Source organism: Neorhizobium tomejilense (assembly GCF_964254135.1).
Lineage (GTDB): Bacteria > Pseudomonadota > Alphaproteobacteria > Rhizobiales > Rhizobiaceae > Neorhizobium > Neorhizobium tomejilense.
The window spans coordinates 800741-821123 of record NZ_CAXUSO020000001.1; the positions used below are offsets into that span (position 1 = coordinate 800741).

The 20383-nt window shown below is 61.7% G+C and carries 23 protein-coding genes; 14 read left to right on the forward strand and 9 right to left on the reverse strand.

What is annotated here, in order from left to right; translation table 11 throughout:
* Positions 1-63 precede the first annotated feature (63 nt).
* The 3 genes from smpB to ACSQ3G_RS04165 all read left to right on the forward strand — a co-directional run bounded on the left by smpB (position 64) and on the right by ACSQ3G_RS04165 (position 1973).
* Complete coding sequence (gene smpB, locus ACSQ3G_RS04155) at positions 64-540, forward strand: SsrA-binding protein SmpB (RefSeq protein ID WP_105402852.1); 477 nt, start codon at positions 64-66, stop codon at positions 538-540.
* Between the two features lie 92 nt (positions 541-632).
* Positions 633-926 carry a WYL domain-containing protein gene (locus ACSQ3G_RS04160; protein WP_436109160.1) on the forward strand — a complete coding sequence of 98 codons (294 nt, stop codon included), beginning with the start codon at positions 633-635 and terminating at the stop codon, positions 924-926.
* A gap of 81 nt (positions 927-1007) precedes the next feature.
* Complete coding sequence (locus ACSQ3G_RS04165; protein WP_436109161.1) at positions 1008-1973, forward strand: lysylphosphatidylglycerol synthase transmembrane domain-containing protein; 966 nt, start codon at positions 1008-1010, stop codon at positions 1971-1973.
* Between the two features lie 32 nt (positions 1974-2005).
* Here ACSQ3G_RS04165 and ACSQ3G_RS04170 read toward each other — a convergent pair whose 3' ends face one another.
* On the reverse strand, positions 2006-3067 hold the full coding sequence (locus ACSQ3G_RS04170) for a bifunctional transcriptional activator/DNA repair enzyme AdaA (RefSeq protein ID WP_436109162.1): 1062 nt from the start codon (positions 3065-3067) through the stop codon (positions 2006-2008).
* An 85-nt stretch (positions 3068-3152) separates the two neighbouring features.
* The gene (locus ACSQ3G_RS04175) at positions 3153-3728 is read right to left on the reverse strand and encodes a LabA-like NYN domain-containing protein (RefSeq protein ID WP_105402855.1); all 576 of its coding nucleotides are present in this window, start codon (positions 3726-3728) and stop codon (positions 3153-3155) included.
* A 289-nt stretch (positions 3729-4017) separates the two neighbouring features.
* Here ACSQ3G_RS04175 and rpoZ point away from each other — a divergent pair, with 289 nt between their 5' ends.
* The 3 genes from rpoZ (at position 4018) to ACSQ3G_RS04190 (ending at position 7421) form a co-directional block, all read left to right on the forward strand.
* Positions 4018-4425, forward strand: coding sequence for a DNA-directed RNA polymerase subunit omega (gene rpoZ / locus ACSQ3G_RS04180; RefSeq protein ID WP_046629916.1), 408 nt, complete (start codon positions 4018-4020; stop codon positions 4423-4425).
* 158 nt (positions 4426-4583) lie between these two features.
* Positions 4584-6812, forward strand: coding sequence for a RelA/SpoT family protein (locus ACSQ3G_RS04185; protein WP_046637507.1), 2229 nt, complete (start codon positions 4584-4586; stop codon positions 6810-6812).
* Positions 6813-6983: 171 nt separating this feature from the next.
* A complete protein-coding gene (locus tag ACSQ3G_RS04190) occupies positions 6984-7421 on the forward strand; it encodes a VOC family protein (RefSeq protein ID WP_436109163.1) in 438 nt (145 codons plus the stop codon).
* A gap of 2 nt (positions 7422-7423) precedes the next feature.
* Here the strand turns inward: ACSQ3G_RS04190 and ACSQ3G_RS04195 are convergent, their stop codons facing one another.
* The gene (locus tag ACSQ3G_RS04195) at positions 7424-8902 is read right to left on the reverse strand and encodes an FAD-dependent oxidoreductase (RefSeq protein ID WP_436109164.1); all 1479 of its coding nucleotides are present in this window, start codon (positions 8900-8902) and stop codon (positions 7424-7426) included.
* A 184-nt stretch (positions 8903-9086) separates the two neighbouring features.
* Positions 9087-9740: a glutathione S-transferase family protein gene (locus ACSQ3G_RS04200; protein WP_436109165.1), complete on the reverse strand. Its 654-nt coding sequence runs from the start codon at positions 9738-9740 to the stop codon at positions 9087-9089.
* A gap of 279 nt (positions 9741-10019) precedes the next feature.
* Between ACSQ3G_RS04200 and ACSQ3G_RS04205 the strand changes: the two genes are divergently transcribed.
* The 7 genes from ACSQ3G_RS04205 (at position 10020) to ACSQ3G_RS04235 (ending at position 14586) form a co-directional block, all read left to right on the forward strand.
* On the forward strand, positions 10020-10175 hold the full coding sequence (locus ACSQ3G_RS04205; RefSeq protein ID WP_080951252.1) for a DUF3563 family protein: 156 nt from the start codon (positions 10020-10022) through the stop codon (positions 10173-10175).
* A gap of 228 nt (positions 10176-10403) precedes the next feature.
* Positions 10404-10964, forward strand: a complete 561-nt coding sequence (locus ACSQ3G_RS04210) for a DUF2062 domain-containing protein (protein ID WP_436109166.1) — start codon at positions 10404-10406, stop codon at positions 10962-10964.
* Between the two features lie 39 nt (positions 10965-11003).
* Positions 11004-11405: a holo-ACP synthase gene (gene acpS / locus ACSQ3G_RS04215; RefSeq protein ID WP_037080909.1), complete on the forward strand. Its 402-nt coding sequence runs from the start codon at positions 11004-11006 to the stop codon at positions 11403-11405.
* Between the two features lie 83 nt (positions 11406-11488).
* On the forward strand, positions 11489-12238 hold the full coding sequence (gene lepB, locus ACSQ3G_RS04220; RefSeq protein WP_046605691.1) for a signal peptidase I: 750 nt from the start codon (positions 11489-11491) through the stop codon (positions 12236-12238).
* Positions 12235-12954 (forward strand): ribonuclease III, encoded by a 720-nt coding sequence (gene rnc / locus ACSQ3G_RS04225; protein ID WP_436111663.1) that lies wholly within the window; start codon positions 12235-12237, stop codon positions 12952-12954. Before lepB ends, rnc begins: the two co-directional genes overlap by 4 nt.
* Before the next feature lie 10 nt (positions 12955-12964).
* Positions 12965-13918 (forward strand): GTPase Era, encoded by a 954-nt coding sequence (era, locus tag ACSQ3G_RS04230; RefSeq protein ID WP_436109167.1) that lies wholly within the window; start codon positions 12965-12967, stop codon positions 13916-13918.
* Positions 13919-14082: 164 nt separating this feature from the next.
* On the forward strand, positions 14083-14586 hold the full coding sequence (locus ACSQ3G_RS04235) for a PAS domain-containing protein (protein WP_436109168.1): 504 nt from the start codon (positions 14083-14085) through the stop codon (positions 14584-14586).
* A gap of 9 nt (positions 14587-14595) precedes the next feature.
* Here ACSQ3G_RS04235 and ACSQ3G_RS04240 read toward each other — a convergent pair whose 3' ends face one another.
* The gene (locus ACSQ3G_RS04240) at positions 14596-14985 is read right to left on the reverse strand and encodes a hypothetical protein (RefSeq protein WP_105435446.1); all 390 of its coding nucleotides are present in this window, start codon (positions 14983-14985) and stop codon (positions 14596-14598) included.
* Between the two features lie 189 nt (positions 14986-15174).
* Between ACSQ3G_RS04240 and recO the strand changes: the two genes are divergently transcribed.
* Positions 15175-15927 (forward strand): DNA repair protein RecO, encoded by a 753-nt coding sequence (gene recO, locus ACSQ3G_RS04245; protein WP_436111664.1) that lies wholly within the window; start codon positions 15175-15177, stop codon positions 15925-15927.
* A 13-nt stretch (positions 15928-15940) separates the two neighbouring features.
* On the opposite strand, the gene ACSQ3G_RS04250 is transcribed toward recO, so the two are convergent.
* The 4 genes from ACSQ3G_RS04250 to ACSQ3G_RS04265 all read right to left on the reverse strand — a co-directional run bounded on the left by ACSQ3G_RS04250 (position 15941) and on the right by ACSQ3G_RS04265 (position 20307).
* Positions 15941-17200, reverse strand: coding sequence for an MFS transporter (locus ACSQ3G_RS04250; RefSeq protein WP_105402861.1), 1260 nt, complete (start codon positions 17198-17200; stop codon positions 15941-15943).
* Positions 17201-17304: 104 nt separating this feature from the next.
* Positions 17305-18204, reverse strand: coding sequence for a DMT family transporter (locus ACSQ3G_RS04255; protein WP_436109169.1), 900 nt, complete (start codon positions 18202-18204; stop codon positions 17305-17307).
* Between the two features lie 310 nt (positions 18205-18514).
* Entirely contained in the window at positions 18515-19081 is a 567-nt protein-coding gene (locus ACSQ3G_RS04260; RefSeq protein WP_436109170.1) for a hypothetical protein, read from the reverse strand.
* Entirely contained in the window at positions 19078-20307 is a 1230-nt protein-coding gene (locus ACSQ3G_RS04265) for an AAA family ATPase (protein ID WP_436109171.1), read from the reverse strand. The genes ACSQ3G_RS04260 and ACSQ3G_RS04265 overlap by 4 nt, the downstream gene beginning before the upstream one ends.
* Between the last annotated feature and the right edge of the window lie 76 nt (positions 20308-20383).

Consider the following 20383-nt stretch of genomic DNA (forward strand, 5'->3'; position numbering starts at 1 on the left):
CCCGCTCATTGCCCATGGGCGGGGATTTGTTTTCGGATAAAAAGGGCGGAACGGAATATACCCATGGCCCCCAAAGGCAGCCAGCGTACGGTCAACAAGATTGTCGCGGAGAACCGCAAGGCCCGCTACAACTATGAAATCCTGGATACCTATGAGGCCGGCCTGGTCCTGACCGGCACGGAGGTCAAGTCTTTGCGTGAAGGCAAGGCCAATATTGCCGAATCCTATGCCTCGGACGAGGGCAACGAAATCTGGCTGATCAATTCCCATCTGCCGGAATATCTGCAGGCCAACCGTTTCAATCACGAACCGCGCCGCCGCCGCAAGCTTCTCCTGTCGAAGCGTGAGATCAACCGCCTGCGCGTTGGCATCAATCGCGAAGGCATGACGCTGGTGCCGTTGAAGATCTATTTCAACGAAAAGGGCCGCGCCAAGCTCGAACTCGCGCTCGCCAAGGGCAAAAAGCTGCATGATAAGCGCGAGACCGAGAAGGAACGCGACTGGAACCGCCAGAAGTCGCGGCTGTTGAAGTCGAACTGAACAACCGCTCAATTCCGCCGCGCCATTTCGCCATATATCGATCGTGAACTTCCATGCCTCCCAGCCGTTAAGGGAGATATCAGGGAGTTTTCGTGCGGAAGACAAGCTATCCGGATATCATCATCGGTGCGATCGAGCGGCGGCGGATCATCGAACTCCGTTACAAGGGCGTGAAGCGCAAGGTGCGGCCGCATATCCTCGGTTATGTCGGTGAGGGCGCGCTTGCCCTCAGCGCTTGGCAGATTGCCGGAACGGGTTCCGGGTGGCGTCTGTTTCACGTCGATGACATCAGCGATCTGACCGAGACCGAGGCGGGCTTCCGCAGCCCTGCGCGCGGATATAACCCCTACGATCCCGCTTTTTCGCACGTCATCGAGCGGCTGTGAAATCTAGCCCTAGGAACAAAATCCACCTTCGCCCGTTCGTTTTTCATCTCTGAGCGCGAGCGGGCAATGAGCAACGGGGCTATGACGCGAAAGAAAATCCTCACTTATGGCATGCTGGTGATCGGCGTCAGTGCCGCCGCCTATCTGCTTTATCACACCTTTCGCGAATACTCGGTCTCCGACATCGTCGAATCCGTCCGCGCCATCCCCATTTACAATCTCCTGATGGCGCTCCTTTTCGCCTTCGGTTCCTATCTCTGCCTCTCGGGCTTCGATTGGGCCGGCGTGCGATATGTGAGGAACGACCTCGCCTATCCGAAGATCGGCCTTGCCTCCTTCATCGCGCTGTCGATCGGCCAGAGCGTCGGTCTTTCCGGCTTGAGCAGCGGCGCGCTGCGTTACCGCTATTATGCCCATTGGGGCATGAGCACCGAGGACGTGGCGAAAATCGTGCTGCTGTCGGGCGTCACGGTCGGCATCGGCATGGCAATACTGTCGGGCATCGTCATGGTCCTCAACCCGAAGGATGCCGCTTCGGTACTGGGCCTGAGCGAGACCGTGATCATTGCGACTGGTTTTGCCTGTCTTGTCGCGACAGCCGGCTACCTGGTGCTTGCGGCCTTCGTCCGCACCCCGCTGAAGATTCGTTCCTGGACCTTCGAGATGCCGACGTTGAAGATCGCCGTCGCCCAGGTGGTCATCGGCACGATCAATTTCGCGCTGGTCTCGGCCTGCCTGCGCGAAGTCATGGCCGCCAGTGCCGACGTGAGTTATCTGAAAGCCGCCACCGCCTTCGTGCTCGCCAACCTGGCGATATTGATCACCCATGCGCCGGGCGGTCTCGGCGTGCTGGAAGCGACCGTCCGCCATGTCATGGGGGACCAGGCCTCGATCGGCTCCCTGGTCGCCTTCCGGGTGATCTATTTCTTCATCCCGTTCTTCATCGGCCTGCCGCTGTCCTTGATCGTCGAGGCGATCTTCCGCGCCAACAAAATAAAACGCCAGTCGCAATCGGGGCTTCAGCTTTCCGAGCCTGCATCGACGTGACCTCGCTGAGGGCGTCACTCCGGTCTGAGCTTCTAGCCCTTCCTTACCGCCATCCGCCGCTCATGTTCCAGCAGCCAGCGCTTGCGCCACAGCCCGCCGCCATAACCGGTGAGGCTGCCGTCGGCGCCGATCAGGCGGTGGCAGGGAATGACGATGGCGATCTGGTTGGCGCCGTTGGCGCCCGCCACCGCGCGGGTGGCGGAGGGGAGGTTGAGTTCGGCCGCGACCGCTCCGTAGGTCGTCGACACCCCGGCCGGGATCGTCCGCAGCGCCTCCCAGACCTGCCGCTGAAAGGGAGAGCCGTGCCCCGCCAGCCGCGTTTTGAACCCACGGTCCTCGCCGGCGAAATAGGCCTTCAACTCCGCCTCGATCTGATCGATCGGCGGATGGCGTCCCATGACGATGCCGCTGCCGGTGAATTTTTGAAGTTTGTTGATTTCCGCCGGCAGCGCCTTGCGCTCGGCGAATTCGAGGAGGTGCAGCGAATGCTGGTCGGCGATCGCCATCATCGGCCCGATCGGCGTTTCAATCCAGTCTGCCCTGAGCAGCACCTTGGTCCGCAGATTGGCGGGCGCCGCACCGAACAGCTTGGTCACCGCGCTGCGGAAGCCGCTGCCGGATTCATAACCGGCATCGAGCTGCGCATCGAGAACGCTCGCCCCTTGCTTCAGCGTCTCGGCCGCCTTGCCCATCCGCCTGAGCCTGGCGATCTCGAGGAAGCTCATGCCGAACTGGCGCTTGAAGGCACGCCGGGCGGTGGAGGGGTCGATGCCGAGCGAAACGACATCCTCCTCGCTCCAGCGGCGGAAAGGCTCCGTATCGAGCGCCGAAAGCAGCCGCGTCACCATCGGATCCGCCTCGCCGAGCTTGAGCATCGGCCGGCAACGGCTGCAGGGCCTGAAGCCGGCCTCCAGGCATTCGGCAATCGTCTCGAAGAAACTGGTGTTTTCCCGCTTCGGCTTGCGAGCCGGACAGGTGAGGCGGCAGAAAATGCCGGTCGTCTTCACCGCCGCCCAGGCAAAGCCTTCATAGGAGGCGTCGCGGGCGACCAGCGCGTCGTAAAGAAGATCATCGGAAGGGCGTTCGAAAAGCATGGACCTTTTCTAGCCCAGAACGAAAAAAGGCGCCGCCGAAAAACGGGCGCCTATTCTTCTTTTTAGTGGTGCGGATGCCGGGTGATCAGACGTCGGTGGTTTCGGTCGACTCCGCCGGACGGGGCGGGCGTTCGGACGGGTCGCGGCCGACTTCCGCCTTGAGCGACACGAGGTCGATGAAATGGTCGGCCTGGCGGCGCAGGTCGTCGGCGATCATCGGAGGCTGGGTCGCCATGGTCGAAACCACGGAAACCTTGCGGCCTTTTCGCTGCAGGGCTTCCACCAGGGTGGTGAAGTCGCCGTCGCCGGAAAACAGCACCAGATGGTCGACGGTTTCCGACTGTTCCATGGCATCGATCGCAAGCTCGATGTCCATGTTGCCCTTGATCTTGCGGCGGCCCATCGAGTCGGTGAACTCTTTGGCGGGCTTGGTGACGACCTTGTACCCGTTGTAGTCGAGCCAGTCGATCAGCGGCCGGATCGAGGAATATTCCTGATCTTCTATCAACGCGGTATAGTAATAGGCACGTAGAAGATAACCGCGCTTCTGAAAAGCTTTAAGCAACTTGCGGTAATCGATGTCGAAACCGAGGCTTTTCGAAGCAGCGTAAAGATTTGCGCCGTCTATGAAGAGAGCAATCTTCTCCCTTGGGTCAAACATGTGGTCTCCATCCCCTTTTCTTATCAACCTGCTTGGCAGGTGGAGGCCTGGTCAATATAAGCCGAACCAAATCTCCGGAATAATCCACTACATTACGAACTATTCATATAACTGTCATTTATGGCACGATTCATAATAATCCAAGCAGCTTGAGGTTGAAATTCGCGGGCGCCCCCAGAAGACGCGGCGCGCCTTGTCAAAAGTCAATTCTCAGGAAAAACTTGAATTTGCCGCGCAATGGCTGTATCGGGCGTATCAATTCCGAAAATCACCGATCAAAGGACAGGCAATGGCCCGTGTCACAGTAGAAGATTGCATTGACAAAGTCGACAACAGGTTCGAACTGGTCCTGCTCGCGAGCCATCGCGCCCGCCAGATCTCGCAGGGCGCTTCGATCACCATCGACCGCGACAATGACAAAAATCCTGTCGTCGCTCTCCGCGAAATCGCCGATGAGACGCTTTCCCCGGACGACCTCAAGGAAGACCTCATCCATTCGCTGCAGAAGCATGTGGAAGTGGACGAGCCCGAGCCCGATCCGGCTTCGCTGATCGCTGCCGGAAGCGGATCGACCGCTTCGGATCGCGACGAGGAAGAAGACGCTCCGGAAGCCGTTACCTTCGACCAGATGTCGGAAGAGGAACTGCTCGCCGGCATCGAAGGCCTCGTGCCGCCGGAAAAGAGCGACGATTACTAAGCGAAACATTCGCTTCGCAAGTTTTCGTTCATTCTCTCGCCCTAATCTGCTTGAATGTTTTATGATGGCTGCGCCAACCTATCCGGTTGGCGCGCCATTTTCTTTTCGTCCGGTGCCCATTCGCAGGCACTGAAGCGGTATCGAGGACATTTTTCAGGATGATGCGGCAATACGAGCTGGTGGAACGGGTTCAGAAATACAAACCCGAAGCCAACGAAGCTCTGCTCAACAAGGCCTATGTCTACGCCATGCAGAAGCATGGTCAGCAGAAGCGCGCGAGCGGCGACCCCTATATTTCCCATCCGCTCGAAGTGGCAGCCATCCTCACCGACATGCATCTCGACGAGTCGACGATCGCGGTGGCCCTGCTGCACGATACGATCGAGGACACCACCGCCACCCGTGCCGAGATCGACGAACTGTTCGGCGAGGATATCGGCCGGCTGGTCGAAGGCCTCACCAAGCTGAAGCGCCTCGACCTCGTCTCCAAGAAAGCCAAACAGGCGGAAAACCTGCGCAAGCTGTTGCTTGCCATTTCCGACGACGTTCGCGTCCTTCTCGTCAAGCTCGCCGACCGCCTGCACAACATGCGAACGCTCGAGCATATGAAGGCCGAGCAGAAGGCGCGCATTTCCGAAGAGACCATGGATATCTATGCGCCGCTTGCCGGCCGCATGGGCATGCAGGACATGCGCGACGAGCTGGAAGAGCTCTCCTTCCGCTACATGAACCCGGAGGCCTACGACACCGTCACCCAGAGGCTTGTCGATCTCGAAGCCCGTAACGAGGGCCTGATCAAGAAGATCGAGGACGAGCTGCGGGAATTGCTGATCGCCAACGGCCTCAAGGATGCCTTCGTCAAGGGCCGCCAGAAGAAGCCCTATTCGGTGTTCCGCAAAATGCAGTCGAAGTCGCTCTCCTTCGAGCAGCTCTCGGATGTCTACGGGTTCCGCATCGTCGTCGGCGACATTCCGTCCTGTTATCGCGCGCTCGGCATCGTCCATACGCGGTGGCGTGTCGTGCCGGGCCGCTTCAAGGATTATATCTCCAACCCGAAGCAGAACGACTACCGCTCGATCCACACGACGATCGTCGGCCCGTCCCGCCAGCGCATCGAGCTGCAGATCCGCACCCAGCTGATGCAGGAGATCGCCGAATACGGGATCGCCGCGCATGCGCTCTACAAGGACGGCCAAGGGGCGGTGAAGGGCGGCGAGCTGTTGCCGAAGGAATCCAACGCCTATTCCTGGCTGCGCCACACGATCGAGTCATTGGCCGAGGGCGACAATCCGGAAGAGTTCCTGGAGCATACCAAGCTCGAACTGTTCCAGGACCAGGTCTTCTGCTTCACGCCGAAAGGCAAGCTGATCGCGCTGCCGCGCGGCGCCACCCCGATCGACTTCGCCTACGCGGTCCACACCAATATCGGCAACACCACGGTCGGTGCCAAGATCAACGGCCGGATCATGCCACTGGTGACGAGGCTCAACAACGGCGACGAGGTGGAGATCATCCGCTCCGGCGTGCAGGTGCCGCCTGCCGCCTGGGAAGAGATCGTCGTGACGGGCAAGGCGCGTTCGGCGATCCGCCGCGCCACCCGCATGGCGATCCGCAAGCAATATGCCGGCCTCGGCCACCGCATCCTGGAACGCACCTTCGAGCGCGCCGGAAAGGTCTTTGCCCGCGATACGCTGAAACCCGCTCTGCCCCGGCTCGCCCACAAGGATGTCGAGGACGCGATTGCCGCCGTCGGGCGCGGCGAGCTCTCCTCGCTCGACGTGCTGCGCGCGGTGTTTCCGGATTACAAGGACGAACGCGTCACGGTGAAGCCGGCCACCGACGACGGCTGGTTCAACATGCGCAGTGCCTCGGGCATGATCTTCAAGCTGCCGAACCAGCGGCGCGTCTCCCCGGAGGAAATCGAGGCCGGGCCGGATCCGCTGCCGATCCGCGGTCTTTCGGGCAATCTGCAGGTGCGGTTCGCGCCGAGCGGCGCAGTGCCCGGCGATCGCATCGTCGGCATCATGGAAAAGGACAAGGGTATTACCATCTACCCGATCCAGGCCTCCGCCCTACAGCGGTTCGACGACCAGCCGGAACGCTGGATCGACGTGCGCTGGGATCTGGACGAAGCCAACAAGTCCCGCTTCCTCGCACGCATCGAGGTCAACACGCTGAACGAGCCGGGCACGCTCGCGACCGTCACCCAGACGATCGCCCATCTCGATATCAACATCCGCACGCTGACCATGGGCAGCAACCGCGCCGCCGATTTCTCGGAGATCACCATGGAAGTCGAGGTCTGGGACCTGCGCCAGCTGAACCAGCTGTTGAGCCAGATGAAGGACCTCGACTGCGTGGCGAACGTCAAGCGGGTGTATGACTGAGAGACCGTTTGAAGACGGGGCGGAAATTTAAAGGTGCCCGCGATTCGAGCCTCTGATGTGGAAAACAGCGAATTGGGCATCGATGGCTGTCGGTGTTGAGGTGTCTGGAGCGTCCTTTGATTGACGAGGCGAGACCCTCTCGGTTGAAACGACACATTGGAGATCGGAAACATGGCCCTCAAGCGGATGGACAACGTCGGAATCGTCGTCGAGGACCTCGCAGAGACAATCGATTTCTTTCGCGAGCTCGGCCTTGAGCTCGAGGGGCAGGCGACGATCGAGGGAGAATGGGCCGGGCGCGTCACCGGACTGGGCAATCAGCATGTCGAGATTGCCATGATGCGCACGCCGGATGGCCACAGCCGGCTCGAGCTCTCCCGCTTCCTCACGCCGCCTGTCGTCGCAGATCACCGGAACGCCCCGGTCAATGCGCTCGGCTACCTCCGCGTCATGTTCACCGTGGACGACATCGACCAGACGCTCGAAAGGCTCCGCGCGCGCGGCGCGCAGCTCGTCGGCGAAGTCGTCGACTATCAGGACGTGTATCGGCTCTGCTACATCCGTGGCCCCGGAGGGCTTCTCATCGGACTGGCCCAGGAGCTAGGCTGAGATCAGCCCTGCACCGTTTCCGCCTGGCTCACCACCGTAGCCGCCTCGCTGGCATCCCGCACGAAGGCGCCTTGAGCGCGCAAGGTCGACTGCAGCTCGGCAATATCCACACCCCGCGGCGCGACGCCGCGATTGGCCGCGATGCCCGCCGCAGCACCCGCCGCCTGTCCGGTCAGCCAGCACTGAGGAATTTCGCGCATGAAGCCGTGGCTGTTCGCATCGCAGGAGATGTGCCGCCCGGCGGCCAGCAGTCCGTCCAGCCTTGCCGGCACGAGTGCGCCGTAGGGTACTGAGACCACCGGAAACTTCGGCGAGACCGAGGGGCTGACGCCGATTTCATCCGGCAGAACGGCACCGACCGGCCACTGGCTGCGCTCGACCCGGCCGACACCGGCGAGCCGCCGCGTGTGCCGGACGCCGAGCTGCGGCGCGCTGAGCAGCATATAAGCGTCCTTGAACCCCGGCGCATTTTTCCTGAAGAATTCGCAGTGTAACTGCATGAACCGGTGCGAGCGGATTTCGACTTCGGTCATGTCGTCGACGTTGAGGGCCGAAAGCCCCGATTGCCGCGGCCCGAGGAACAGCGCGATATCGTTGCGCCAGGAAACGTAGGGCGTCTGGAAGAAGCCGAGTTCTCCGCGCCCGAGCGTGTTGAAGTCGGCAAACGCCTGTTCCTGCTCCGATCGGAAGGCGAGCCAGGTGGCCATGTCCACGCCGCCGAGCATGAAGCCGGTATTCATCGAGTGATGCACGTCGCCCTCCTCGATATCGGCCTCGAAACTCGCTCCTGCGCGCGCAAAAACGTCGCCGTCGCCGGTGCAGTCCACGACGACCTTGGCCATGATCCCCTGGCGGCCTTCCTTGCTTTCGAAGATGACGCCCTTTACGGCGCCGTCCTCGACCACCGGTGTCGCCGCCCAGGAATGGAAGACGATCCGCACGCCAGCCTCGATCAGCATTTCCTGCGAGGTCAGTTTCAGTCTTTCAGGGTCGATCGTGGGCGCCCAGGTGACGATGCCGTGGAAAGCGGATGTGCGCAGCCGCCAGTATTTGGCGAGATCCGCGTCACGCTGCCCCCATAGGCCCCTGTCCGGCCCGGCGACGGCTTCAGGGGGAAGGCGGCCGAGAACCTCCTCGGCAAAGCCGCGAATGACCTGCCGCCCGTCCCAGTCGGTCATCCGGTCGATCCAGATCACCACGCCTCCGGTGGAAAGCCCGCCGAGATGATTGTAGCGCTCCAGCACCACGACCTCCGCGCCGGTTCGCGCGGCGGCGAGCGCTGCGGCGGTTCCGGATGGTCCCCCACCCACGACCAGCACGTCGCAGCGATGATAGACCGGAATGTCGCGCGCCTCTTCCCTGAGGACGCCCTCGCCGTTGCGGCGGGGGAAGACATACTGCCCTGATTCAAAAATGTCGGAGCTCAGGAAGCGGTTCTCGTTCTGGCGTATCTCCTTCACCGATACGTTGCGATCATTCATGGCATCCTCCTCATTTCCGCCGGCCGTCACGCCCGACAAGCCCGAGGGGGATTTAGCCAAGGAAAAGGCTAGTCGGAAAGACACCAATCCGCCGATAGAGCTTTCTCGATTCAGGCTAGGATCGGCCCCGCAGGCCGAGCAAAAAAGACCCGGATGATGGCTTCGAACCCGGAGCCGGACCTGGTCAGCCGGCCGATGCGGCTGTGAAAACAGCCAACTGGGCGGCGAAAGCGCGCTCGTATGCGGGCCGTGCTTCGCCGCGGACGACATAGGCGGAGAGGTTTGGATAATCGTCCAGGATATCCGATGACGCTTTCAACCGGAGCAGCACCGACACCATCAGAAGGTCGCCGGCACTGAATTCGCCATCGAGCCAGTCGGCCTCGCCAAGGTGGCGGGAAAGATCGGCCAGCCGTTTCCGGATGGTCTCGTCGAGGGAGCGCAGACGCTTTTCATACCAGGGCTCGTCGCGCTCGAGGATCCTGGCAAGGCTGCGGTCGAAGATCGGCGGCTCCACGGTGTTGAGCGCGGCAAACATCCATGCGATCGCCCGCGCCCGGGCATTCGCATCGTCCGGCAGCAGGCCTCCGTGGCGTTCCGCGATATGGAGTACGATCGCTCCCGACTCGAAGAGAGCGAGATCGCCTTCTTCATATGTCGGGATCTGCCCGAAAGGCTGAAGCGCCAGATGTGCGGGTTCCTTTATCGCCTTGAACGAAACGAGGCGAACGTCATAAGGCTGTCCCGCTTCCTCGAGCGCCCAGCGAACGCGCATGTCACGCGCCAGCCCTCTGCCACGGTCGGGCGACCGTTCGAAAGCGGTAATGGTAATGGTCATCGTCGTCCTCCATGGCATGTCCGTCTTGAAGACGGCCGGCTAAACGAGATTCCGACACCCGTGCTCGAAATAGTGCCTGCGATCATACCAAACATGCTCAAAAGCGCACGTTCCCTATGCATGATGGAACTGGAGAACTCGGCGCTCGCCTATTTCCTGCGCATCCCCATTAACCCGCCATGCTTCCCACGCAGGGCTGCCCGGCAGTTGCGGCGTTGGTAAAACATGATGCCCCGTCTTATATTGCTGCAGTGCAATATTAGAAAGAAAGAAGACATCATGTTTGACTCAGTACGCAAGTTCGCCCGCGCTTTCCGCGTTCCTACCACCCAGGACCGTGAAGTTGCTTACCTGAACGAAGCAAACGACCGGATCGACCTCGAATACCGCATGCGCCAGATCGACCGCGGCATGTTCCGCAAGTCGTCCTTTTAAGCTATACGTTCCGATCAGCCACCCGTTCGCGCGGAAATGACGCCGCGCGGCTGCTGCAGGTCTTCCCGCATCGATACGACCGGTGACTGGATCACCTCTGCGAAAGCCGCTCTTATGAAAGGGCGGGCCAATTTTCGCCATCATCTTCGGCTTGGGCTAAAGCCTGTTCGCCCGAAGATTCCCGCAGCTGACGGATGAATATCCCGCTGCCGAACCAGATGCGCCCCAATGCCGTTTCGCCGCCGTACACCGCTTGGAATTCGTGAAAGACTGCGCCGTGCCGTCCTGCCTCCCAAGGGCTTTCGCCGCGTACTCGCATATTATCGCCTGAAGGTGATGCGCATCGGCGGTTCGCCGCATGCGGTTGCGGCCGGGCTTGCGATCGGTGTGGTCAGCGCCTGGACGCCGTTTCTCGGCCTCCACATCCTGTTTGCGATCCCGCTCGCCTATCTCTTCGGCGGCAGCATGATCGCCGCGGCGCTTGGGACCACGTTTGCCAATCCCATCACCTGTCCGATCATCTGGCCACTCACCTGGAAGCTTGGCGAGACGATACTTGGCCACGACGCCGCCGGCCATGACAGTCTCGATCTCGGCAGGTTGGTTCACCACCTCGACGTCTCGCAGCTCTGGCGGCCGATCCTGGAGCCGATGCTGATCGGCTCCCTGCCGCCGGGCATTTTGTGCGGCCTGGTTTTCTATGCCGTCACCTATCTGGGCGTGCGCAGTTTCCGCAACCGGCGGCTGGAACGCTTGACGGCGCGGGCCGGAGCCCTCAAGTCAGTATAGGACTGACGAGAACCGGCCGGGCGCCGCGAGGAAGATTTCATGATCATCGGCATGGGCAGTGACCTCATCGATATAAGACGCGTGGAGAAATCCATCGAACGGTTCGGCGAGCGTTTTACCCATCGCTGTTTCACCGAGATCGAGCGGGCGAAATCCGACCGCCGCCAGAACCGGGCGGCCTCCTATGCCAAGCGTTTCGCCGCCAAGGAGGCGTGCTCCAAGGCACTCGGCACCGGCATCGCTCACGGCGTGTTCTGGAAGGATATGGGGGTTGTCAATCTGCCTGGCGGGCGGCCCACCATGGTGCTCACCAATGGCGCCGCCGAACGTCTCGCGAGCATGATGCCGGCAGGCCACGAAGCGGTTATTCACATCACCATCACCGACGAATACCCTTATGCGCAGGCCTTTGTGGTGATCGAAGCGCGCCTCGCGGCCTAATCGACCATTGCCGCCGCTTTGCGAAGGGTTTAGAGAACGCAAAACCGCTGGCAACAGCCGAGCCGAACAGAAAGACGTCAAACGTGTCCGACAAAGCCGAGACCAAGTCGCAGAACAGCCTCTGGGAAAACATCAAGGTCATCATCCAGGCTCTCCTGCTGGCAATGGTGATCCGCACCGTGCTGTTCCAGCCTTTTACCATCCCGTCCGGCTCGATGATGCCGTCCCTGCTCGTTGGCGACTATATCTTCGTCAACAAGTTCGCCTACGGTTATTCGAAATATTCGCTGCCGTTCTCGCCCAATCTGTTCTCCGGCCGTATCCTGGAATTCAGTGAACCCAAGCGCGGCGACGTCATCGTCTTCCGCCTGCCGAGCCATCCGGACATCGACTATATCAAGCGCCTGATCGGCCTGCCGGGCGACCGCGTCCAGGTTACCAACGGCGTGCTGCTCCTCAACGGCAAGCCGGTTCCCAAACAGGGCGACGGCACCTTCACCTCCGATTACAGCCTTGATCCGGGCACCGACGTACCGGTCTTCCGCGAAACGCTCGATAACGGCGTCACCTATGACACACTCGACCATTCGCCGGTTTCGCGCGGCGACAACACCCAGGAATTCGTCGTCCCGGCCGGCCACTATTTCTTCATGGGCGACAACCGCGACAACTCGCTCGACAGCCGTTTCGACGTCGGTTACGTGCCGGCCGAGAACCTGGTCGGCCGCGCCAGCGTCATCTTCTTCTCGCTCGGCAACGACACATCGTTCCGTGAAATCTGGAAGTGGCCGACGAACATGCGCTGGGATCGGATTTTCAAGGTCGTCCGGTGATGAAGTCCAAGACGCTTTCGGCGGAGGAACGCGGCCAGCTTGAAAAAGCCATAGGTCATGAATTCGCCGACAAGCAATGGCTCGACCGGGCGCTCACCCACGCGAGCACCGGGTCGGCCAAGAGTGCCAATTACGAACGGCTGGAATTCCTGGGCGACCGCGTGCTCGGCCTCTGTGTCGCCGAACTGCTGTTCAAGACGTTCCGCACCGCCGCCGAAGGCGAGCTTTCGGTGCGTCTGAACCAGCTGGTCAGCGCCGATAGCTGCGCTGTTGTCGCCGACGAACTCGAACTGCATAAGTTCATCCGTACCGGCGCCGACGTCAAGAAGCTGACCGGCAAGCGGATGATGAACGTGCGCGCCGACGTGGTCGAAAGCCTGATCGCCGCCCTCTATCTGGATGGCGGGCTGGAAGCCGCCCGCGGCTTCATCATCAGGTACTGGGAAGGCCGCGCCACCCGCGCAGACGGCGCGCGGCGTGATGCCAAGACCGAGCTGCAGGAATGGGCGCACGCGAAATTCGGCCTGACGCCCGCCTACCGGGTGGACGAACGGTCCGGCCCGGATCATGATCCCCGTTTCACGGTGACCGTCGAGGTAACCGGCGTGGCGCCGGAGACCGGCGTGGATCGCTCCAAGCGCGCCGCCGAACAGGTGGCCGCCACCAAGATGCTCGAACGCGAAGGCGTGTGGCAGAAACCCGCTGCCGAACAATGAATTGGACACCATGACCGAGAACGACAACAATACCGGTGAAGAGAACGCAGCCGGCCAGACATCCGCCGGTGCGACCCATTCCGGCTTCGTGGCGCTGATCGGCCCGACCAATGCCGGCAAATCGACGCTGCTCAACCGGCTCGTCGGCGCCAAGGTCTCGATCGTCAGCCATAAGGTGCAGACGACGCGCGCCATCGTGCGCGGCATCGCCATCCACAACAACGCCCAGATCGTCTTCATGGATACGCCCGGCATCTTCAAGCCGCGCCGCCGGCTCGACCGTGCCATGGTGACGTCGGCCTGGGGCGGCGCCAAGGATGCCGACCTGATCCTGCTCCTGATCGACAGTGAACGCGGCATCCGCGGCGACGCCGAGGCGATCCTCGAAGGCCTCAAGGACGTCCACCAGCCAAAAGTCCTGGTCCTGAACAAGATCGACCGCGTCCGCCACGAAGACCTGCTGAAGCTCGCCGCCGCGGCCAACGAAGCCGTGCCGTTCGAGCGCACCTTCATGGTCTCGGCCACCACCGGCTCCGGCTGCGGCGACCTGATGGATTATCTCGCCGAAACCTTGCCGGAAGGCCCCTGGTATTATCCCGAGGACCAGATCTCGGACCTGCCGATGCGCCAGCTGGCGGCCGAGATCACCCGCGAAAAACTCTTCCTGCGCCTACATCAGGAACTCCCCTACGCCAGCCATGTCGAGACGGAGAAGTGGGAGGAACGCAAGGACGGTTCGGTGCGCATCGAACAGGTGATCTACGTGGAGCGTGACAGCCAGAAGAAGATCGCGCTCGGCAAGAACGGCGACGCTATCAAGGCGATCTCCACGGCATCCCGCAAGGAACTGGCCGAGATCCTCGAACAGCCGGTCCATCTCTTCCTGTTCGTCAAGGTCCGCGAGAACTGGGGCGACGATCCGGAACGTTTCCGCGAAATGGGACTGGAATTTCCCAAATCCTGAGCAATGCCATTATCCGCCTACGCCGCCGCATGGCGGCGTCAAGTCCTCCCGGCATCACCTGCGGACGGGGTAGATAGCTAGCGGTTTTTATCCATCATTATAATGACTTGTTAACGTAGAGCCGACGATACAATTTATCGACAAAGTGGCGCGGAGAGTCATGAATGTCGGACGTCGGATCGGGAGAGGAAGAAACGGGCTCGGATGATCCGAATTCTCTCGGCTTCTACAGTTGGGTCGTCCCCGAGAACAAAGTGTATGGCGACCAGGTGATCGCCGATATATTCGGCGTTTCCGAAGAGGAACTGGCCGCCGGCGCCCCCATCGAAAGGGTCATCCGCTACATCAACGAGGGCGACAGGCAACGGGTCGCCAAGGCAATCCACGACGCGATCGTCGGCGGTGGTGCATACCTGGAAAATTACCGCCTCACGCATCCGGACGGGCGCCGGATCGACGTCACCGCCAATGGCCGTTGTCTGCGTGATGCCGAGGGCGTTCCGTATATTTATTCCGGCACCGTCGCCATCCAGTCCGCGGCCGCGGCGGTTGCCGCGACCGATCCTCTGGAACACCATTGCCGCGCCGCCCTCTGGCTCGCCACCAAACGCCGCCAGATGCTCGCCGCACGCTATCTCACCTCGGCGCTCAACGTGCTCGGCAAATAGGCCTGCCGGTCACTTCTGCCGGTCCATCAGCGCCCTGACCTCCTGGTAGCGGCGTCGGTTGTCCTGGTCCTGCTCGTTGGGTCCGTAGCAGGTCTCGGAAATGCAGAAGCGCTGCAGGCGGAAGGGCGGCTGCCCCTTGTCGAACTCGCACTCGATCTGGTTGGTGAAATCGGTCGGCTTGGCGTCCTCGCGGGTGGAATAGGTGAGCCGCGCGCCAGGCGGATCCAGTTCCGGAAAGGACTGGACGATGCCCGTCTTGATCGACGGCACCAGCAGGAAATTTTTGGCGACGGTGATGCAGGCCTGCTCGAGCTGCTGCGATTGCGCGGCGGCCGGCGAGGGGAGAAGGGTGGCAGGCGAGGCGGCCAGAAGGGCGGCGGCGAAGAGGGCGTATTTCATGAGGGCTCCCAAGGGTCGTATTTGGCGGTGCGAATTTTCGCACAGGAATCCAAATGGAGGCCGATTTGTTCCAGGCAAGCCCATGGGCATATGCATCTTTGACGCAACTGCGCGACAGCAGAAACCGATTCAGTCCGAAGGACTTATGCTCTATTGTTGAATCGGCTCGAAAGGAGCTTGAACAGATACATGCAGTGGCAGGACGAAGCGATCATCATAGGCGTCAAGCGTCACGGCGAGACGAGCGTCATCGCCGAGCTGATGACCCGTGACCGCGGAAGGCACCTGGGCCTCGTCCGCTCCGGTCGTTCGCGGGCGATGCAGCCGGTGCTGCAGGCCGGAAACCGGGTGGAAGTGGTCTGGCGCGCGCGGCTCGACGAACATCTTGGCGAGTTCAAGCTGGAACCGATCCGGTTGCGCGCCGCCAAGCTGATGGAGACGGCGACCGCCGTCTACGGCGTCCAGGCGATGGGCGCGCTGCTGCGCCTGCTGCCCGAGCGCGACCCGCATCCGCATCTCTTCGATGCGCTGGACATCATCCTCGATGCCTTCGACGATCCCGCCGATGCCGGCGAGCTTTTTGTGCGCTTCGAGCTCGCGGTGTTGAACGACCTCGGTTTCGGCCTCGACCTCACCGAATGCGCGGCGACCGGCGGACGGGAAAACCTCGTCTACGTCTCGCCGAAAAGCGGCCGCGCCGTTTCCCGCGAGGCCGGCACGCCCTATGCCGACCGCATGCTGGCCCTGCCGGGGTTCCTCGGAGAAGGCGCTGCTTCGGCGGCCGACCGCGACAGCATGGCGGAGGCTTTCCGGCTCACCGGTTATTTCCTGCACCGCCACGTCTACGAGCCCCGCGGCCTGACGGAAAACGCCGCCCGCGACGGTTTCGTCCAGGCGGCGCTGAAGGCGCTTTCGAAGGACGCGGAACGTCAGGCCAGCTAAGGCTTGCCCGCCATTACTCCGCTGGCTGCGGCTGCAATACCCCGCGGTCCACCGCCTTTTCCTGTATCGGCCAATGCACGACGGCGGCAAAAAGGCCGAGTGCCACGCCGAGCCACCAGACCGGATCGTAGGAGCCGAAACGGTCGTAGAGATAACCGCCCATCCACACGCCGAGGAACGAGCCCACCTGGTGCGACAGGAAGACGAGGCCGCCCAAGAGCCCGAGATGGCGCGTGCCGAACATGATGGCGACGAGCCCGTTGGTCGGCGGCACGGTAGAGAGCCACAGGAGCCCCATGACGATCGCGAACACGATCACCGAGGTCGGCGTTTGCGGCAGGAGGAGGAAGGCCGTCACTGCGATCGACCGGGCGATATAGATGTAGGCGAGGAAATAGGGTTTGGAATACCGCTGGCCGATAAAGCCCGCGCCGAGCGAGCCGATGATGTTGAAGAAGCCGATCAGCGCCATGGCGATCACCGCGTAAGCGGGCGCGATGCCGATATCCCCGAGATAGGCCGGGAAATGCGCGGTGATGAAGGCGACCTGGAAACCGCAGACGAAGAACCCGGCGGTCAGGAGCAGATAGCTCTGATGAGCGAAGGCTTCCTTCAGGGCAGCCCCTACCGATTGCTGGAACTGGCTGTGCGACTGGCTTCCCGAGTTTGCATTGCCGCGTAGCGGAAAGGCGAGCAGCGGCACGATCAGCATCAGCACCGACAGATAGACCAGACTGTCGGACCAGCCGAAATTGCTGATCAGCGCCTGGCTCAACGGCGCAAACAGGAACATGCCGGCCGAGCCTGCGGCGGTGCCGATGCCGAAGGCCATCGAGCGCTGCTCCGGCGTCACGTTGCGGGCAAAGGCCGAAAGGATGACGCTGAAGGAGCCGGCGGCGATCGCCAGGCCGATCAGCACGCCCCCGCCGATATGCAGCCAGACCGGCGCGTTGGCATTGGCCATGATGATGAGGCCGGCGGCATAGAGCACGCCGGACATGGTGAGGACGCGGCCTGTGCCGTATTTGTCGGCAAGCGCCCCGAAGAAGGGCTGGCCGAGCCCCCAGGCGAGGTTCTGGATCGCCATGGCGAGCCCGAAGGTGGACCGGTCCCAGCCGGTGTCGGAGAGCATCGGAAGCTGGAAGAAGCCCATGGCGGAGCGCGGGCCGAAGGTCAGCATGGCGATCAGGGCGCCGGCGACGATGATCAGCCAGGGCATGGAAGCCGGTTTCGGCCTCGAGGGGAGCACGGATGGCGACGCGGACGTGGGCATGGGAATCTCCTCGAACACAAGGAGCAAAACATACCGCGTGCGCCGCTGTTCTTAAAACAACTTTTGCTCAATCAATCCATCACCAGGATTGATGGTGCGCTGCCTTACGGCGTGCCCGGCGGGTCGATCGCCGGCGGCGCGGCGCGGCCGAGCCGGGCCTCCCGCCAGATGGTGAAGATGCCGGCGCCGATGACGATCGCGACGCCGAGGATCATGTTGGCGGTCATCACTTCGCCGAACACGAAGACGCCGATCAGGCAGACCAGCACCGACTGGATATAGGACATCGGCTGCACGACCACCGCATCGAGCAGGTTGAAGGCGCGGATCAGAAGGTAATGCCCGCTTATGCCGGTGATGCAGAGCACCAGCATCCACAGCCAGTCTGCGGGCGTGACCTGCGTCCAGTAGAACGGGCCGACGACGGTGATCGTCACCGCGCCGACGACGCCGGTATAGAAAAACGCCGTGTCGGAGGTGTCGGTGCGGCTGGCAAGCCGGGTCATCACGGAATAGAGCCCGAACATCAGCGTCGCGACCATCGGGATGACGATCCGGGCGTCGAAGGTGGCGTTGAGCGGGTTGACGATCAGAAGGATGCCGATAAAGCCGATGCCGATCGCCGTCCACCGCCGCCAGCCGACCTTTTCGCCGAGAAACGGCACCGAAAGACAGGCGACTACCAGCGGCGTCGCCGCAAACATCGTGTGGCTGGCCGCGAGCCCGACATGCGAGAAGGAGAAGATCGAGATGACGATCTGCACCGCCAAAAGCGCGCCGCGGGCAACCTGCAGCCAGGGCCGGTGGGCGTTCGCCGCAACCTTCACCCCGCCCGCCGAGCGGCTGGCCAGTGCAAACGCAAAGCCCGCGAACGCCCAGTAGCGGATCATGGTGATGAAGATCGGCGGATAGGCGCTGCCCAGATGTTTGGAAATCCCGTCCTGCATCGAAAAGATCGTCACCGCCGCAATGGCGCAGATGAGGCCGGTGGACCGAGGGGTCATGAAGGCAGTCTCTTTCGGGGAAACCGCCCGGAAACCCGGCCGGCGCATGAGCAGCATATGGTGATGACCCCGTTGTGACCGTTCGGCAAGGGGCCGGACAACCTGCTTTTTGCGAATAGCTGCCATGCGTGAGGCGGGGGAGTGGGGGTGGGGTGGCCGCTTTTGCCGAAAGCGGACATGAACCTCGCTTGGAGCCGTAGTCGATTGGGGTCGATTCCGGAATGTCCGGTCGGAAGGTGGATGTGGTGAGGCGGCCGTTGCCACCAGTTGACCGCTGCCGATCGCGCGGAAGTCGCGCGCGTCCCGATCGCTAAAGCACCCCGATGCAGCGGAGCAGGCCTTGCAGTTCGGCCTCGACACGTGCTGCCCGCAGGACGGCATCCCGATCAATCCGTCGTGCCAGATTGGCGCGCGTCATGGGCTTTTTGTATTCCGGCCATTCCTTTTCGAGCGCCTTAATCGCCCCCGGCGTATCGGGCGGCCGGTTGGCCGCTTTGCCCTTCAGATGGCGTAGCAGCATCGCCTCAAAACAGGGCCGTTGCCAGAGGATCGTGATTCCGTTGTCGGCCGCGAGCTTGCGCGTTCGCTCCGCGCGCTGCGGATCGCGCTCAGCCTGGTCAAAATCCAAAAGCGCAAAGCGTTCCGCGGGCGCACTGCGTTTCCTCTCAAGCAGCTTGAGGCGCAGCACCGCCATTTCGATACGCGATAGCGGATCGCCGGTCCCCGGCCCCAATTCGTCAACGTGCAGGTGCACCGGCAAATTGGCATCGCGAATCAGGTCTTGCAGAAAACCGGCATAACCGACTTCTGACGCGCCCTCGCAGCCGATATATACCGGACGGCGAAGCTCGATGTATGGTGGGCGACGACGGCTCATCCGAGATGTGGAACCCCGCCGTATGCACCGCTCAGATATTTGCGGTAGTGGTTCTCGTCGCGGCGCACCTTCACGTCCATGAGGCTGTAAAGGTGGCTGCGGCCCTGCCGGTCCTTCTCGCAGATCACGATTTCCTCCTTGTTGAGGTCATCGAGCAGCGAGGCCGAATGGCAGGAAAGCCAGAGCTGTGCATCGAATTTGTTGCGCCCCGAAGCCGCATAGAACCAGCGCACCAGTTCGGGCAGCATGTTCGGATGAATGGCAGCGTCCATTTCGTCGATCGCGGCGATACCACCCATGTCGAGCGCGCTCATGATGAACGGGAACATCTTGATAAAGGCCCGCGTGCCGTGGCTTTCCATCAGCCAAGGCATTTCGACCGCAAGCCCCGCGTGCTTGAAAAGCAGCAGCGGCCCGTTGTCCGTATTCTGAAAGCGCATCCCTTCCACGCCCACGTCGATGCGGCTTAGCTCATCCTTCAGTCGCGAGACGACGTTGGGCTGGTTCTTCAGATAGTCGATCACGTCGCGATCGACGAAGGAGTGCAGAGGCTCAATTTGGAAGAAGGCCTTGCGCGCCGTATCCACGAGGAGCTGCGCGGTCGGGTGTTGGAATTTCGCAAACGACGACAGCACCGTATGATTGCCGGCGAGTGTTTTCACGAGGTGCTGGAATCCCGAGAGGCTAAAGGTCTTGGAGTCCTTCACCTTGCCCTCGGCATCGCGTTCATAGACGCGCTGCCATTTCCCTTGGCCGTTCGGCTTCTGGCGCAGCGCCTCAGACGCGATCCTTACCGCAAGCCCTTCCTTGAGTTCAATTTCCAGTTCGTAGCGGTAGGTGCCTTTCTCGACTTTTTCGCCGTTCGTGGCGCGCTGAAAGATTTCGGGCGTCAGGTTCATGATGCCGCCCAGCTCGATCGCGAACCGGATCGGCCGATTGGCAGATTCCACATCGTTGAAACGCTCAATACCAGCGAAGCCCGGCACCGTGCGCGCTACACTGTCGCGGATCATAGTCACAATGAATTCGAGTGCGCGCAACACCGTCGTTTTGCCCGAGGCGTTCGCGCCATAGAGCGCGACGACCTTCGGCGCGCGCACGTCCGCGCCCTCGAAGATGGGGCCATAGCGGCCTTCAGGATCAGGCACTTTTCCATCGACCGTCAGATCGAGCACCTGCGGATCGCGGACAGAGAAGAAGTTTTCAATCTCTAGCTTGTAGAGCATGGGATACCTCATTTAGAGCTAAAATAGCATCTTTAACGAAATCCCGTCAATAACAAGAATATACATGTTTATTTCG

Excerpts from the sequence above, each read along its gene's own strand:
- smpB (WP_105402852.1), top strand. The coding sequence starts at position 64 with ATGGCCCCCAAAGGCAGCCAGCGTACGGTCAACAAGATTGTCGCGGAG.
- ACSQ3G_RS04165 (WP_436109161.1), top strand. The coding sequence starts at position 1,008 with ATGACGCGAAAGAAAATCCTCACTTATGGCATGCTGGTGATCGGCGTC.
- ACSQ3G_RS04170 (WP_436109162.1), bottom strand. The coding sequence starts at position 3,067 with ATGCTTTTCGAACGCCCTTCCGATGATCTTCTTTACGACGCGCTGGTC.
- ACSQ3G_RS04175 (WP_105402855.1), bottom strand. The coding sequence starts at position 3,728 with ATGTTTGACCCAAGGGAGAAGATTGCTCTCTTCATAGACGGCGCAAAT.
- rpoZ (WP_046629916.1), top strand. The coding sequence starts at position 4,018 with ATGGCCCGTGTCACAGTAGAAGATTGCATTGACAAAGTCGACAACAGG.
- ACSQ3G_RS04185 (WP_046637507.1), top strand. The coding sequence starts at position 4,584 with ATGATGCGGCAATACGAGCTGGTGGAACGGGTTCAGAAATACAAACCC.
- ACSQ3G_RS04190 (WP_436109163.1), top strand. The coding sequence starts at position 6,984 with ATGGCCCTCAAGCGGATGGACAACGTCGGAATCGTCGTCGAGGACCTC.
- ACSQ3G_RS04195 (WP_436109164.1), bottom strand. The coding sequence starts at position 8,902 with ATGAATGATCGCAACGTATCGGTGAAGGAGATACGCCAGAACGAGAAC.
- ACSQ3G_RS04200 (WP_436109165.1), bottom strand. The coding sequence starts at position 9,740 with ATGACCATTACCATTACCGCTTTCGAACGGTCGCCCGACCGTGGCAGA.
- ACSQ3G_RS04205 (WP_080951252.1), top strand. The coding sequence starts at position 10,020 with ATGTTTGACTCAGTACGCAAGTTCGCCCGCGCTTTCCGCGTTCCTACC.
- ACSQ3G_RS04210 (WP_436109166.1), top strand. The coding sequence starts at position 10,404 with ATGCCGTTTCGCCGCCGTACACCGCTTGGAATTCGTGAAAGACTGCGC.
- acpS (WP_037080909.1), top strand. The coding sequence starts at position 11,004 with ATGATCATCGGCATGGGCAGTGACCTCATCGATATAAGACGCGTGGAG.
- era (WP_436109167.1), top strand. The coding sequence starts at position 12,965 with ATGACCGAGAACGACAACAATACCGGTGAAGAGAACGCAGCCGGCCAG.
- ACSQ3G_RS04235 (WP_436109168.1), top strand. The coding sequence starts at position 14,083 with ATGTCGGACGTCGGATCGGGAGAGGAAGAAACGGGCTCGGATGATCCG.
- ACSQ3G_RS04240 (WP_105435446.1), bottom strand. The coding sequence starts at position 14,985 with ATGAAATACGCCCTCTTCGCCGCCGCCCTTCTGGCCGCCTCGCCTGCC.
- recO (WP_436111664.1), top strand. The coding sequence starts at position 15,175 with ATGCAGTGGCAGGACGAAGCGATCATCATAGGCGTCAAGCGTCACGGC.
- ACSQ3G_RS04250 (WP_105402861.1), bottom strand. The coding sequence starts at position 17,200 with ATGCCCACGTCCGCGTCGCCATCCGTGCTCCCCTCGAGGCCGAAACCG.
- ACSQ3G_RS04255 (WP_436109169.1), bottom strand. The coding sequence starts at position 18,204 with ATGACCCCTCGGTCCACCGGCCTCATCTGCGCCATTGCGGCGGTGACG.
- ACSQ3G_RS04260 (WP_436109170.1), bottom strand. The coding sequence starts at position 19,081 with ATGAGCCGTCGTCGCCCACCATACATCGAGCTTCGCCGTCCGGTATAT.
- ACSQ3G_RS04265 (WP_436109171.1), bottom strand. The coding sequence starts at position 20,307 with ATGCTCTACAAGCTAGAGATTGAAAACTTCTTCTCTGTCCGCGATCCG.